This is a genomic window from Rhizobacter sp. P2_H2 (genome assembly GCF_056403375.1).
The window spans coordinates 12799-28026 of record NZ_JBFUFP010000014.1; the positions used below are offsets into that span (position 1 = coordinate 12799).

The 15228-nt window shown below is 69.9% G+C and carries 9 protein-coding genes; 4 read left to right on the top strand and 5 right to left on the bottom strand.

All coding sequences use genetic code 11. The features are described from left to right. Positions 1-53: 53 nt before the first annotated feature. Complete coding sequence (locus AC1D15_RS02600; protein WP_477824807.1) at positions 54-3041, bottom strand: alpha-L-rhamnosidase-related protein; 2988 nt, start codon at positions 3039-3041, stop codon at positions 54-56. Between the two features lie 235 nt (positions 3042-3276). Then, positions 3277-5640 (bottom strand): UvrD-helicase domain-containing protein, encoded by a 2364-nt coding sequence (locus AC1D15_RS02605; RefSeq protein WP_477824808.1) that lies wholly within the window; start codon positions 5638-5640, stop codon positions 3277-3279. A 51-nt stretch (positions 5641-5691) separates the two neighbouring features. Here AC1D15_RS02605 and AC1D15_RS02610 point away from each other — a divergent pair, with 51 nt between their 5' ends. The 3 genes from AC1D15_RS02610 to AC1D15_RS02620 all read left to right on the top strand — a co-directional run bounded on the left by AC1D15_RS02610 (position 5692) and on the right by AC1D15_RS02620 (position 9397). Then, entirely contained in the window at positions 5692-6822 is a 1131-nt protein-coding gene (locus AC1D15_RS02610) for an acyltransferase family protein (protein ID WP_477824809.1), read from the top strand. A 128-nt stretch (positions 6823-6950) separates the two neighbouring features. Then, positions 6951-7928 (top strand): GMP reductase, encoded by a 978-nt coding sequence (locus AC1D15_RS02615; RefSeq protein WP_465113693.1) that lies wholly within the window; start codon positions 6951-6953, stop codon positions 7926-7928. A 161-nt stretch (positions 7929-8089) separates the two neighbouring features. Next, positions 8090-9397 carry a DUF4397 domain-containing protein gene (locus AC1D15_RS02620; RefSeq protein WP_477824810.1) on the top strand — a complete coding sequence of 436 codons (1308 nt, stop codon included), beginning with the start codon at positions 8090-8092 and terminating at the stop codon, positions 9395-9397. Between the two features lie 16 nt (positions 9398-9413). On the opposite strand, the gene AC1D15_RS02625 is transcribed toward AC1D15_RS02620, so the two are convergent. The 3 genes from AC1D15_RS02625 to AC1D15_RS02635 form a co-directional block, all read right to left on the bottom strand. Continuing rightward, positions 9414-10745 carry a sensor histidine kinase gene (locus tag AC1D15_RS02625; RefSeq protein WP_465113695.1) on the bottom strand — a complete coding sequence of 444 codons (1332 nt, stop codon included), beginning with the start codon at positions 10743-10745 and terminating at the stop codon, positions 9414-9416. After that, on the bottom strand, positions 10745-11458 hold the full coding sequence (locus AC1D15_RS02630) for a response regulator (protein ID WP_047592312.1): 714 nt from the start codon (positions 11456-11458) through the stop codon (positions 10745-10747). The genes AC1D15_RS02625 and AC1D15_RS02630 overlap by 1 nt, the downstream gene beginning before the upstream one ends. A 91-nt stretch (positions 11459-11549) precedes the next feature. Continuing rightward, complete coding sequence (locus AC1D15_RS02635; protein WP_477824811.1) at positions 11550-12890, bottom strand: S41 family peptidase; 1341 nt, start codon at positions 12888-12890, stop codon at positions 11550-11552. Positions 12891-13030: 140 nt separating this feature from the next. On the opposite strand from AC1D15_RS02635, the gene AC1D15_RS02640 reads away from it, so the two are divergent. Beyond that, positions 13031-15228: valine--tRNA ligase (locus AC1D15_RS02640; RefSeq protein ID WP_477824812.1), on the top strand; the 2198-nt coding region annotated here is incomplete at its 3' end.

Here is a 15228-nt window from a genome sequence, read left to right on the forward strand (position 1 = left end):
TCCCCGAGCTGCCTGATGATCGCGGGGCGCCATGACAGGCGCGTGACGCCGGCTCAGTAGGTCACCAGCACGACCTCGTCGACGAAGGCGGTGTTGTCGCCCGTGGTGTTCTGGCCCGCGAAACGCAGCGTGTGCGCGCCGGCACCGAGCGCGATCGGCGGGGTCGTGAACGACTCGAACTGCGTCGATCCCGGGGTGAAGCTGCCCAGCAGGTTGCCGTCGAGCCAGACGCCGAGGGTCTGCACGCCGCCGAAGCTCCAACCCCGCCGCGCCGCCTTGAAACGCACCGCATACCGCCCCGCCGACAGGTCGGGCAGGCCCTGGCTCATCGCCCCGCCGCTTTGCACGAAGGCCGTCTGCAGGCCCTCCGGCGCGGCCACCGCGCCGAACGCGCCGCCGTTCTTCTGCAGGCCCGAGCCGCTGGTGCCGCTCTCCGGCGAGAAGGTCCAGCCCGCGTTCGCCGCGCCGTACTGCACGCCGTTGCCCGCCGCCACCGCCGGCGACTCGAAGCCCGGGTTCTGCGGCAGGTGGCCCACCCAGCAGCGCTTGGCCACCCCGAAGATCGGATCGCCGAAGGTCGCGTTGTCGCAGGCCACCGGGCCGCTGCGCGTCAGGAAGCGGTACGACGACTGCGCGCCATAGGCCACGGTCCGGGTGCGGTCGAAGCTGCAGCCCTGGCCTTCCAGCGCGCACGGCGTCCAGATGCCGATCGCCGGCGGCCGCTCGGTGTCGCTCAGCTCGCAGTGCTTCACGACGTTCGGCGCCGGGTCACCGAAGGTCGCGTTGTTGCAGGCCACGCTGCCGTTGAAGCTGCCGTAGACGAAGCTGCTGCCGCTGCCGTAGCGCACGCCGCGCACGCCCTCGAAGACRCACTGCCCGGCCTCGGCCGCGCAGCTCGCCCAGGCAGCACCCGTGCCTGCCGTGCGGAAGGTGCGCACACCCGGCTGGACGCCGCGGAAGTAGATGTAGCGGCTGTCCTGGTCGGCACTCGCGATGCCGGCTGCGCCGCTGAAGGCGCTGCCGTTCCACACCTCCACGCCGTCGATGCTGACGCGCCGGTCGATGCCGAAGCGCGGGATGCCGATCACGCCGACCGACCCGGTGTGCGAGCTGCTGTCCACCGTCATCGTGAAGCTGCCGTCGCTGCCGCGGTCCCAGCTGTTCCTGACGCGCTTGCTGCCGTCGAACGTCAGCTGGCCCTCGACGTGCGTGAGGTCGCCGGGGTGCGGGATCACGCCGTACTGCTGCCCCTTCACCGTCGTCGGGCTGATGCCCAGCGTGTAGAAGGTCAGCGCCGAGGTCGGCCCGGACGACCAGCCATGGGCGTGGCTGACGAACCACGGCGCATAGCCGCCGCTGCCGCCGTCCGCGCCGAAGCCCTCCCAGAAAGTGCCGGTGCCACGCGTCGGGTGGTTGAGCATGAAGCCCCACTGGCGACGCATCAGGGCCAGCGCATCGGCATCGCGCGAGGCCGCCGACATCGCCATCAGCTGCATCGAGCCGGCGAAACCGGAGATGTTGCCGCCCCACTCCGGCGTCAGCGCGCCCAGCGTGCCGAGGTTGGCGTTCAGGTAGCGGGCGACGGCCGCCGGCTTGTCGGCGCTGTCGGTCACCCCGTACCAGACCGCGAGCGAGTTGCCGTCCTGCGGCAGCAGCGTGCTGTCCGGGTTGTCGCGGTAGGCGCCGGCCGCGGCGTCCCACAGCGTGGCGTTGATGCGCGACTTCAGCGTCGCGGCCGCAGTCGCGTAAGCGGTGGCCGTCGCGCCCTCGCCCACCGCGGTTGCCAGCGTGGCGCCGGTGACGAGTGCGCGGTACAGCATTGCATTCGCCGCGATGTTCTCGCCGCCCTGCCCGCCCCGTGCCCAGTCGTTGGTGCCGGTCACGTGCAGCAGCCCGTGCGCGCCGTTCACCTTGGCCTGGATGAAGGCCATGCCCTGCTTGTAGCGCGGCCAGATCGAGCGCAGCCAGTCGGTGTCGCCGCTGTAGAGGTGGTAGGTCTCGGTGCCGATCAGCGTCCACAGGTGGTAGGTGTCGGAGCTGTACAGGTCGAAGGGCGGACCGGAGTACGGCAGCTCGCCGCTCGCCTTCTGGCTGTCGTACAGGCGCTGCAGCGCGTTCTTCACCGACAGCGTGTCGGCGGTCGACACATAGCCCACCGCGGCCGAGATGCCGAGGTCGCCCGACCACACCGTGCGGTCGCGCTTGGCGGCATCGGTCAGCACCGAGGTGCCGCCGCTGACCACGGCGGTGTTGTCCCAGCCCGTGGCGAGCAGCTTGCGGCCCTGGTCGGGCGCGATCGTGTTGGTCTGCACCGTGTAGGCGCCGGCATACCAGAGCTTGTTCAGCAGGTCGTCGTTGCTGTAGAAGTAGTTCGGGTAGGCGCTCGGGTCGCTCATCAACGGCGCCGGCGTGAAGCGCAGCCGGATGTTGGCGAGGTGCACCCAGCCGTCGGAGTTCATGAACAGCGTCAGGTAGCGGAAGCCGCCGCGCAGGCTCGCCGCCGGCATCGTGTAGGTCGTGCCGGTCGTGCTGTTGACGCTCGCGTAGATGRCGCCGTCGGTCGAGCTGCTCGCGCCCGCGTTCAGGCCGGCGTTGGAGCCGTCGCTGACGGGGCCGACGTACTCGCTCGACTCGGTGAAGGCGAGGCCGACCGATTCGGCGTTGCTGCCGGCGGCCGGGAAGTCCAGCGAGACGAAGCCGCCGACCTCCTTGCCGAAATCCAGCACCACGTAGCTGCCGCGGCCCGACATCATCGCGGTGTTGCCGGTCAGCAGGTTGTTGGGGTTCTGCACCGTGCCGACGGTCTTGAAGACCACGACCGGGGCCAGGGTGCGCGACGACGGGGACAGCATGTACTGGCTCCACGGTGTGGCGGCAGCCGCCGCGGCGGCCTTCTCCGGCCTGCCGGCCGATGCGGTCGCGGCGGATGGCGCCGAGACCGTGCCGCCGGCGTCGCCGCTGCCGCCGCAGGCGCCGAGCAAGGCGCCCGCTGCCGTCGTCCACGCGACGATGAAGAATCTCACTGCGTTGCGTCCCTGCATGGTCTTTGCCTCCTGGTGTGGGGCGGGACTCTACGGAGTGTGAAAGCGCCCATCAAACGACGAATGCTGATCGCCGGGATAAGAGACGCTTATGCGGGCGCCCGGCGCTGCGGGAGTTTGCAAGCGCTGTCAGGGCCGGCGCCCTGACGGAATCGCGGGAAGAACCTGAGTGATGGGACAACCGCCGGCCCGATCGGCCGGCGGCCGCCTCGGGGTTCACCATGAGCCTGCGTTTTCAGTTCACCGGCGTCAGCTTCGCGACCGACAAGGCCAGCCACTTCATGCCGTGCCGCCCGAAGTTGATCTGCGCCCGCGCATCGTCGCCGGCGCCTTCCAGCGTGACGATCACGCCCTCGCCGAACTTGTTGTGGAACACGCCCTGCCCGGTGCGCAGCCCGTGGCTGGACGTGGTCTTCGGCCCGCCCGGCTGCGCCACCGACTGCGGCCGCGGCTCGACCCGCCCGGCGCCGACGATCGAGTTCAGCCCCGAACCCCGGGCCCACGCCGCCTGGTACTCGCGCGCAAAGCCCGAGCCGAAGCCCTGGTTGCGCGGCGTGATCCACTTCAGCGCCGCCTCGGGCAGCTCGTCGAAGAAGCGGCTCTTGACGTTGTAGCGCGTCTGCCCGTGCAGCATGCGCGTCTGGCTGAAGCTCAGGTACAGCCGCTTGCGCGCCCGCGTGATCGCGACGTACATCAGGCGCCGCTCTTCCTCGAGCCCGTCGATGTCGGACACGCTGTTCTCGTGCGGGAACAGCCCCTCCTCCAGCCCGGTGATGAAGACCGCGTCGAACTCCAGCCCCTTGGCCGAGTGCACCGTCATCAGCTGCAGCGCGTCCTGCCCGGCCTGCGCCTGGTTGTCGCCGGCCTCCAGCGACGCATGCGTCAGGAAGGCCGCGAGCGGCGACATGATCTCGCCGGTCTCGGCATCGGGCGTCTGCTCGAGTGCCGCGATCGTCTCGGCGCCGCCATGCTCGTCCACCGGCAGCGCCACCGCGTTCTTGCCGAAGCCCTCCTGCGTGACGAAGGCCTCGGCCGCGTTGACCAGTTCGTCGAGGTTCTCGAGCCGGTCCTTGCCTTCCTTGTCGGTCTTGTAGAAGTCGACCAGGCCCGAGGCATGCAGCATGTGCTCGATGATCTCGCGCAGCGTCTGCCCGCGCGTCGCCTCGCGCATCGCGTCGACCAGCGCGGTGAAGGCCTGCAGGTTGCCGCCCGCCTTGCCGCTCAGCGCGCCGACGCTCTGGTACAGGCTGCGCCCGCTCTGGCGCGCCGCATCCTGCAGCTGCTCGATCGAGCGCGCGCCGATGCCGCGCGTCGGGAAGTTGACGACGCGCAGGAAGCTGGTGTCGTCGTTCGAGTTCTCGATCAGCCGCAGGTAGCTCAGCGCGTGCTTGACCTCGGYGCGCTCGAAGAAGCGCAGGCCCCCGTACACCTTGTACGGGATCGCGGCATTGAAGAGCGCGCTCTCGATGACCCGGCTCTGCGCGTTGCTGCGGTACAGGATCGCGATGTCGCGGCGCGCGATGCCGTCGCGGTGCAGCTGGCGCGCCTCGTCGACGAACCACTGCGCCTCGGCGAAATCGCTGGTGGCCTCGTAGACGCGCACCGGCTCGCCCGGGCCGGCCTCGGTGCGCAGGTTCTTGCCGAGCCGCCGCGAGTTGCGCGAGATCAGCTCGTTGGCCGCATCGAGGATGTTGCCGAACGAGCGGTAGTTGCGCTCCAGTTTGATCACCTGCTCGACGTGGAACTCGCGCTCGAAATCGGCCATGTTGCCGACCTGCGCGCCGCGGAACGCGTAGATGCTCTGGTCGTCGTCGCCGACCGCCAGCACCGCGGCGTGCGGGCCGGCGAACATCTTCAGCCAGGCGTACTGCAGCTTGTTGGTGTCCTGGAACTCGTCGACCAGGATGTGGCGGAAGCGCCGCTGGTAGTGCTCGCGCAGCGCGGCGTTGTCGCGCATCAGTTCGTAGGTGCGCAGCATCAGCTCGGCGAAATCGACCACGCCCTCGCGCTGGCACTGCGCCTCGTAGGCCTCGTACACGCGCACCAGCGTGCGCTCCTGCTCGTCGCGCTGCTCCACGTCCTTCGGGCGGCGCCCTTCTTCCTTGGCACCGGCGATGAACCAGGTGACCTGCTTCGGAACGAAGCGCTCCTCGTCGAGGTTCATCGCCTTGATGACCCGCTTGACGGCCGACAGCTGGTCGGCCGAGTCGAGGATCTGGAAGCCCTGCGGCAGCGCGGCGAGCTTCCAGTGCGCGCGCAGGAAGCGGTTGCACAGCCCGTGGAAGGTGCCGATCCACATGCCGCGCACCGGCACCGGCAGCATCGCGCCGAGCCGCGTCAGCATCTCCTTCGCGGCCTTGTTGGTGAAGGTCACCGCCATCACGCCGCCGGGCGTGAGCTGGCCGGTCTGGATCAGCCAGGCGATGCGCGTGGTCAGCACGCGCGTCTTGCCCGAGCCGGCCCCGGCCAGGATCAGCGCCGGGCGGGCCGGCAGCGTCACCGCGGCGAGCTGCTCGGGGTTCAGGTTGTCGAGGAGGCGGCCGTCGGCACCGGGGTCGCGCTGTGGAGAGAGGTGCTCGCTGGAGCCATCGTCATGCATCCGTCGATTGTAGGGATGGAYGCTGCCGGCGCGCCTTCCTACGATGCAGCGATGGATTCGGGCTTCGCCACGCCACGCGGCACGCAGCGCCTGCCGTGGGTCGACACCGCGAAGGCGGTGGGCATCGTGCTGATGTTCTACGGGCACGTGGTGCAGAGCCGTGCCGGCGACAACGCGTCCGCCGTCGATCAGTTGCGGCTGATCTACGCCTTCCACATGCCGCTGTTCTTCGTGCTGGCCGGGCTGTTCTTCCACCCGGTGGCCGCGCTGCTGCCGCGCCTGCGCACGCTGGCCCGGCTGCGCCTGGTGCCGGTGCTGTTCTTCGGGCTGCTGCTGCTGCCGCTGTGGTCGCTCAGCGCGGTGAAGCACCACTTCGCGTGGTGGTACTACGCGCAGCCGCTGGGCGCCGCCTACCTGCGCGGCATGCCGGAGCTGAACTGGGTGACCTGGTTCCTCGTCTGCATGTTCGTCTGCGAGGCGATGGCGCTGGTGGTGCTGCCGCGGCTACGGCATGTGGCGGCGCGGCTGGCGTTCGCCGCCGCCTGCATCGCCGGCGGCGTGTTCCTGTGCAACCACGGCGACGCGCTGGGCGGCTGGGTCGCACAGGTCAGCCGCATCTGGTTCGTGCGCGAGGCGATCGTCGCGCTCGGCTTCTACACGATCGGGCAGGTGCTGCGGCCCTTCCTGCAGCAGCTCGCCACGCACCGCGGCATGGTCTTGCTGGTGACGCTCGCCTGCACCAGTGCGCTGCTCGCGACCTACCGGCTGAACCACCCGCACGATGCGCAGGCGGTGATGATGGCGGCGGCGCAGCATGGCGACGCGCTCGGCTTCGCGTTCAGCGCGCTGGCCGGCACGCTGGCGGTGACCGGCCTCGCGATGCTGCTGCCGGCCACGCGGGTGGCGGCCTGGATCGGCCGCAACAGCCTGCCGCTGATGGGCCTGAACGGCGTGTTCTTCCACTTCTTCAACCCGAAGCTGGCCGAGGCCATCGCGCTGGCTGACACGCTGCCGGCCGTCACGGCGTATGCAGCGGCGATCAGCGCGGTGTCGCTGCTCGCGTGCGTGCCCCTGGTCGCGCTGCTGAACCGGTTCGCGCCGCAGTTCATCGGCAAGGCACGCCATCCGACAGCCGGGCAGCCAGAAACAGGGCCGGCCGAGGGGGCAAGCCCCGCCGCGTAGAATTCGTCACCGGGCCCAAATTTTGGCGCCCGGTTTTTCGTTTCGGCGCCCTCGCATTGCTTCGAGGCCTTCTGCCGGGCGGCCGGGTTCCAAGTCAAGCGCTCTTCCCCACCCTTTGGAGCCTGACCATGGAAATCTTCGACTACGACAACGTCCTGCTGCTGCCGCGCAAGTGCCGCGTGGAGAGCCGCGCCGAATGCGACGCCTCGACCGAGCTCGGCGGCCGCAGCTTCAAGCTGCCGGTGGTGCCGGCCAACATGAAGACGGTGGTCGACGAGCCGATCACGCAGTGGCTGGCCGCCAACGGCTACTTCTACGTGATGCACCGCTTCGACCTGGACAACGTCGCGTACGCGAAGCGCATGCGCGAGCGCGGCCTGTTCGTCTCGATCAGCTCGGGCGTGAAGGCCGACGACTACGCCGTGATCGACCGCCTCGCGGCCGAGGGCGTCGGCGCCGACTACATCACGATCGACATCGCGCACGGCCACGCCGAGAGCGTGCGCAAGATGATCGATCACATCCGCCAGCGCCTGCCGAAGACCTTCATCATCGCCGGCAACGTCGGCACGCCCGAGGCGGTGATCGACCTGGAGAACTGGGGCGCCGACGCGACCAAGGTCGGCATCGGCCCGGGCAAGGTCTGCATCACGCGGCTGAAGACCGGCTTCGGCACCGGCGGCTGGCAGCTGAGCGCGCTGAAGTGGTGTGCCCGTGTCGCGACCAAGCCGATCATTGCCGACGGCGGCATCCGCGACCACGGCGACATCGCGAAGAGCGTGCGCTTCGGCGCCGCGATGGTGATGATCGGCTCGCTGTTCGCCGGCCATGAGGAATCGCCCGGCAAGACGGTCGAGGCCGACGGCAAGGTCTTCAAGGAGTACTACGGCTCGGCCAGCGACTTCAACAAGGGCGAGTACAAGCACGTCGAGGGCAAGCGCATCCTCGAGCCGGTGAAGGGCAAGCTGGCCGACACGCTGCGCGAGATGCGCGAGGACGTGCAGAGCTCGATCAGCTACGCCGGCGGCACGCGGCTGGCCGACATCCGCAAGGTGAACTACGTGATCCTGGGTGGGGACAACGCGGGAGAACACCTTTTGATGTAGCGGCATCGCCGGCGTGTGTCAGGGCCGACACGCGGCGACACCCGCCCCCACGAAGACGCAACCTGCGCGCAACACGGTTTCGCTTGAATCGACCGGTGCGGCAGCGCCGCGCCCGCACCTGCGGGCGGACGCCGCCGTCCCCTCGATCCAAAGGAAAACCTGTGAAGCTGAGATTGTTCGCGCCCCTGCTCGCGGCCGTGGCGGCCGCGCCCCTCCTGTTGACCGGCTGCGGCGGCAGCAGCGACGACGGCCCGGGCTACGTCCGCCTCGTCAATGCCACCTCCACCTACGCGTCGCTGGACCTGTACGACAACGACACGAAGGCCAACGCGGCGGTGGCGACCAACACCGTCGGCGACTACACGACGATCGGCTCGGGCTCCTACACCTTCTACCTGAAGCCCGCCGGCTCGAGCACCGCGGTGGCATCCGCCGTGCAATCGGTCAGCGACGGCGTGCACAACACGCTGGTCGCCTACAACACGTCGGGCAGCCTGCGCACCCGCTACCTGAGCGACAACGAGGCGGCACCGACCTCGGGCACCGCGAAGTTCCGCGTCTTCAACACCTCGTACGAGGCCGGCAATGTCGACGTGTACGTCACCGCGCCGACCGACACGCTGACCAACGCCACCCCGAACGCGCCGACCATCGGCGGGGAACGCTTCTCGACCTACGGCGAGATCACCGCCGGCACCTACCGGATCCGCGTCACCGCCGCCGGCGACGAGACCGACGTGCGGCTCGACATCCCGTCGGTCACGCTGACCGACCAGCAGATCCTGACGCTCGTGCTGACCTCCACGCCGGGCGGCGTGCTGGTCAACGGCCTGCTGATCAACCAGCAGGGCACCCTGCAGGCGCAGGTGAACGGCTTTGCGCGCGTGCGGCTGGTGGCCGGCGCGTCGGCCTCGGGCACGGTGSCGGCCACCGTCAACGGCATCAATCTGTCCAGCGGCACCGTCTCCACCGGCAAGCCGCCGGCGATCGGCAGCTACCTGCAGGTGCCGGCCGGCGCACTCGCGACCAGCGTGTCGATCAACGGCACCGACGTGAGCCCGAGCGGCCTGACCGCCGCGCCCGGCGCCGACCTGACGCTGCTGGTGCTGGGCAGCGCCGCGGCCCCGCAGGTCGCGCTGATCAGCGACGACAACAGCCCGGCGCTGACCAGCGGCTATGTGAAGCTGCGGCTGATCAACGGCGTGAACGGCCTGAACTCGGCGCTGACGCTGCAGGCCAACAACGGCGTGCTGGCCAAGAGCTCGAACATCGCGTTCGGCACCGCGGGGGATCCGACCCAGGTGATCAACAGCACCACCGCGAGCCCGACGCCGCTGGAGGTCGACTCGGCCACCTCGTCGAGCGCGCTGTACACCGGCAACGTGGCGCTGCTGACACCGGGGGTCTACACGCTGTTCATGCTGGGGGATGCGGCAGCGCCCTCGGCGGTGCTGCGGCTGGACCGCTGAAGCGGACTGCTGGAGATCAGGCCGCCCCGTCGTGCGGCGGCGGGGCGGCGGTCTTGAGCGTCAAGGCGATGCCGAACGCCCCGTCCGCCGCACGCGCCAGGCTCAGCGTGCCGCCGAGCTGGCGCGCGATCTGCGAGACGATCGCCAGGCCCAGGCCGCAGTGCCCGAGCGAGCTGCGCTGGCGGTCCAGCCGCACGAAGGGCTGCAGCGCCTGGCCGAATTCGGCGTCGCTCAGGCCCGGGCCGTGGTCGTACACCGCGATCGTCACGCCGCCCTCGCAGCGGCACAGGTCGACGATCACCGGCCGCTGGCCGTACGCGAGCGCGTTGTCGATCAGGTTGCTGAGCAGCCGCTGCACCGCGATGTCGGGCAGCTGTTCGTCGACGCCGTCGCCGCGCAGCGTGACGCCGGGATCGGCGTACATCGCGACCACCGCGCGCCCGGTGTCCCACAGCGGCTGCAGGCGGCCGAGCTGGATGTCGGCGCCGCCCTGCACATAGGCGAGGAACTGGTCGACGATGCGCTGCACCGAACCGAGGTCCAGCAGCAACGCATCGCCCACCGGCTCGTCGCACTGCGTCTCGATGCGCAGGCGCAGCCGCGCGAGCGGCGTGCGCAGGTCGTGCGACACGCCGGCCAGCAGCTGGCCGCGCGTGCGGTCGGCCTCGTCGAGGCTGCGCGCCAGCGAATTGAAGGCGCGCGCGATCTGCTGCAGCTCGTCGCTCGCGCCGGCCGGCAGCTCGATCGCGCGCAGCGCGCCGCGCCGCGTCGCGATCTCGTGCGCCAGCCGCTTCAGCGGCAGCGCGATCACCCGGAAGCCGATCCACAGGCTCAGCGCCGCGGTGCCGAACAGCAGGGCCAGCACCGCCAGCAAGGTGATCGTCGGCGCATTGCGCGGCGACGCATGGCGGTGCACGAAGTTCCAGCGCTCGCCCTCGATGTCGGCCTCGATGCGCAGCACCAGCCCGTTGCGGTCGCTGATGTCGAGCACCGCGTCATGGCCGAGCGAGCGGGTGACGATGTCCTGCAGCCCGCTCGGCAGCTCGATCGACGGCTGGCGCAGCGGACCGACGATGTCCGGCCCGCCATCGGGCGCGCCGCTGCGGCCGACCCAGAACGGGCCGTACGACAACTCCACCGCGACGCGATCGCGCTCGTCGGGCGGCGTCGTCAGCAGGTTCTGCTGCGCCTGGTGCGCCTCGCCGACCACCGCGACCAGCATGCCCTCGCTGAACGGCTCGAACAGCAGCGTGCGCAACAGCAGCAGCTGCGCGATCAGCGACGCGACGCTGATCAGCCCCACCAGCCAGGTGACGCGGCCGGCCAGCGAGCGGGGCAGCCAGTGCATCAGCGCGAGGTTTCAGGCACGAACATGTAGCCGTGGCCGCGCACCGTCTGGATGAAGCGCGGGGTGCCGGGATCGGATTCGACGAGCTTGCGCAGGCGCATCACGGTGACGTCGATCGCGCGCAGCAGCAGCGATTCGCTGCGCGAGTGGGACACCGCCAGCAGCCGCTCGCGCGACACCGCGACCCCCGGGTTCGCCACCAGCTCGGCCAGCACCGAGAACTCGACGGTGCTCAGCACGCGCGTGGCACCGTTGCGGAACAGGCAGCGGGCGCTCACGTCGAAGACGCTGCCGCCGAACTTGACCGGCGCCTGGTTCATCTGCGACAGGCCCGGCGGCACGATCGCGCGGCGCAGCACCGCGTGCACACGCGCGAGCAGCTCGCGCGCCGAGAACGGCTTGCCGAGGAAATCGTCGGCGCCCATCTCGAGGCCGAGCACGCGGTCGATCTCCTCGCTGCGCGCGGTCAGGATGATGATCGGCACGCGGTCCCCTTCGGAGCGCAGCTTCTGGCAGGCCTGCAGCCCGCTCATGCCGGGCAGGCTCACGTCGAGCACCACCAGGTCGGGGCGCAGCCGGTGGATGCGGCGCAGCAGATCCTCGGCGGTGGCCATGCCGGTGACGACCAGGCCCTGCTTCTCCAGGTAGTCGCACAGCATCGTGCGCAGCGGGTTGTCGTCCTCGACGACGTAGAGGTGGTACGGCTTGGTCATGGGCAGGAAGCTTAGTGAGCCCGCGTTGCGCGCTTGCTTCTGGCAGATGTCTCTGCATGTCCGATCATGTCAGACCGAACCGAGCGACATGTCAATCCGCCCACATGCCCCGGCGATCGCCGGGCTCGGCACCGGCGGCGAGCCGCTTCGACCAGCGTGCGGCGCGTTCCTTCGCAGCGGAACCGGCGACCGCGCAGCTGCCGTCCTGCAGGTAGGCCACGGCCGCGGCTGTCAGCGATTCCGCCGGGTCGCCGAGCGCGCCGCTGAAGGTGTCGGTCCCGGCGCAGGTGGCGGCGATGCCGTTCCAGAACCCGCCCTCCCCGAGCGCGTTGGTGGCCTCGAAGTTGACGGCGCTGTAGGTGTTGTCGCAGGACGCGCGCGGCTGGAAGCCGACCGGCTTGCCGCAGCTCGTGCCGCCGATCGTCACCACCTCGGCATAGGGCTTCAGCCCGTTCACGACCAGCTCGCTGGCCGAGCAGGTGCGCGCGCCGGTCAGCACCACCACCCGCGGGAAGGCCGCCGCGCCCGGCACCGAGCCGAGCAGGTAGGCGCCGTTCGAGTTCGGGTGCCGCGCATTGAACGTGAGCCGCGCGAACACCTGGTCGCGCCGGGCGGAGCCGGTCACCAGCGTGGCGAGCAGCGCGGCCGTCGAGACGCGGCCGCCGCCGTTGTAGCGCAGGTCCAGGATCAGCTCGGTCGCGCCGGCCGCGCGGAACTGCGCCAGCGCATCGATCAGCGGATCCTCGGCCTGCGTGAGGAAATCCTTCAGCACCAGGTAGCCGGCCTTCGTGCCGTTCGCGAGCGTCAGCAGCCGCGTCACCGGCACCGGCGTCAGCGCATAGGTGCCGGCGGTCACCGTGACGGTCTTCAGCCCGCCCGGCGCATCGATCACGAGGGTCAGCACGTCGCCGGCCTGCGCCGGCGTCAGCGCCGAGAAATCATCGGCCGCCACCAGCTCGGCGGCACTGCGGCCGTTGACCGAGCTGATCACGTCGCCACGCACCAGCCCGGCGGTGGCGGCGGGCGACAGCGGCTCGATGTAACGCACCTTCAGCGGCAACTGCAGCTCCAGCCCGTTGACCGAGACGCCGTAGCCGAGCGTGCGGCCGTCGCCATAGAACTGGTTGTACGACGCGCTGCTCTCGATGTAGCTCCAGCGATCGGCCGGCACCGGCGCGGCGCCGGTGAACAACAAGGCGTCGAAGTAGTCCGGCACGCTCGCGTACGGGCCGGGATCGGGGCTCGGCGAGCTGCCGCTCCAGTAGTACCAGTCGGCCATGTAGCCGCGGAGCCAGGATTTCTGGGTCGCGAGATCGCAGCTGGGGGCGCCGCCGTTCAGCGGCAGGCCGTCGTCGTTGCCGCCGCAGCCGGCGAGCACGGTCAGCAGGGCCAGGCTGGTGGAGGCGAACAGCTTCGTGGGCAGGGGTCGCATGGTGGCTCTCCCGGTGGCCGCGTCAGTGCGGGGATCCCCGCCACCATAGCAGCAGGTGCCCCCCGCCTACAATTCCGCCTTCCCCCTGCCCGCAGCCTGCGCCACCCCGGTGGCCGCCGCCGATCCGACCCCACACCGCCATGACCGAGCTCGCCAAATCGTTCGAACCCGCCCCGATCGAGGCCCGCTGGGCGCCGCTGTGGGAGCAGCAGGGCCTGTACGAGCCCACGCTGGACGCGAACAAGCCCTCGTTCAGCATCCAGCTGCCGCCGCCCAACGTCACCGGCACGCTGCACATGGGGCACGCGTTCAACCAGACCATCATGGACTCGTTGACCCGCTGGCACCGCATGAAGGGCGACAACACGCTGTGGGTGCCGGGCACCGACCACGCCGGCATCGCGACGCAGATCGTCGTCGAGCGCCAGCTCGAGGCGGCCGGCCAGAGCCGCCACGACCTCGGCCGCAAGAATTTCGTCGCCCGCGTGTGGGAATGGAAGGAGCAGTCGGGCTCGACCATCACGCAGCAGATGCGCCGCATGGGCGCCTCGGTGGCCTGGCAGCACGAGTACTTCACGATGGACGAGAAGCTCTCGCCGATCGTCACCGACACCTTCGTGCAGCTCTACGAGCAGGGGCTGATCTACCGCGGCAAGCGGCTGGTGAGCTGGGACCCGGTGCTGAAGTCGGCGGTGTCCGACCTCGAGGTCGAGAGCGAGGAGGAAGACGGCTCGCTGTGGCACATCCGCTACCCGCTGGCCGATGGTTCCGGCTCGCTGGTGGTGGCCACGACGCGCCCCGAGACCATGCTCGGCGACACCGCCGTGATGGTGCACCCCGACGACGAGCGCTACCAGGCGCTGATCGGCCAGCAGGTCACGCTGCCGCTGTGCGACCGCACGATCCCGGTGATCGCCGACGAGTACGTCGACCGCGAGTTCGGCACCGGCGTCGTGAAGGTGACCCCCGCCCATGACGTGAACGACTACGCCGTCGGACTGCGCCACCAGCTGCCGATGATCGGCGTGCTCGACCTCGACGCGAAGGTCAACGACAACGCACCCGCCCCCTACCGCGGCCTGGACCGCTTCGTCGCCCGCAAGAAGGTCGTCGCCGACCTGCAGGCGCTGGACCTGCTGGTCGAGGTGAAGAAGCACAAGCTGATGGTGCCGCGCTGCGCCCGCACCGGCGCGATCGTCGAACCGATGCTGACCGACCAGTGGTTCGTCGCGGTCAGCAAGCCGGGCCCCGACGGCAAGTCGATCGCGCAGAAGGCGGTCGACGCGGTGGCCTCGGGTGAGGTCAAGTTCGTCCCCGAGAACTGGGTCAACACCTACGACCAGTGGATGAAGAACATCCAGGACTGGTGCATCTCGCGCCAGCTGTGGTGGGGCCACCAGATCCCGGCCTGGTACGGCAGCGGCGGCGAGATCTTCGTCGCACGCACCGAAGCCGACGCGCGGGTCAAGGCCCAGGCCGCCGGCTACAGCGGCGAGTTGCGCCGCGACGAGGACGTGCTCGACACCTGGTACTCGTCGGCGCTGGTGCCGTTCTCGACGCTCGGCTGGCCCGAGAAGACGAAGGAGATGGACCTGTTCCTGCCGTCCAGCGTGCTGGTCACCGGCTACGAGATCATCTTCTTCTGGGTGGCGCGCATGATCATGATGACCACCCACTTCACCGGCCGCGTGCCGTTCCGCACCGTCTACATCCACGGCATGGTGCGCGACAGCGAAGGCAAGAAGATGAGCAAGTCCGAAGGGAACGTGCTCGACCCGGTCGACCTGATCGAGGGCCGCGACCTCGCGACGCTGGTGCAGAAATCGACCGTCGGCCTGCGCAAGCCCGAGACCGCGCCGAAGGTGGCCGCGCGCGTGAAGAAGGAGTTCCCCGACGGCATGCCGGCCTACGGCGCCGACGCGCTGCGCTTCACGATGGCCTCGTACGCGAGCCTCGGGCGCAACATCAACTTCGACACCAAGCGCTGCGAGGGCTACCGCAACTTCTGCAACAAGCTCTGGAACGCGACCAAGTTCGTGCTGATGAACTGCGAGGGCCAGGACTGCGGCCTCGCCGAGCACACCAAGGCGCAGTGCGAGCCGGGCGGCGAGTTCGCCGGCTACCTGTCGTTCTCGAAGGTCGACCGCTGGATCAGCGGCGAGCTGCAGCGCGTCGAGGCGGCGGTCGAGCAGGGCTTCAGCGACTACCGGCTCGACAACGTCGCCAACGCCATCTACCAGTTCGTCTGGACGGAATACTGCGACTGGTACCTGGAGCTCGCGAAGGCGCAGCTGCAGAACGGCGACGAGGCGGCGAAGCGCGCGACGCGGCGCACGCT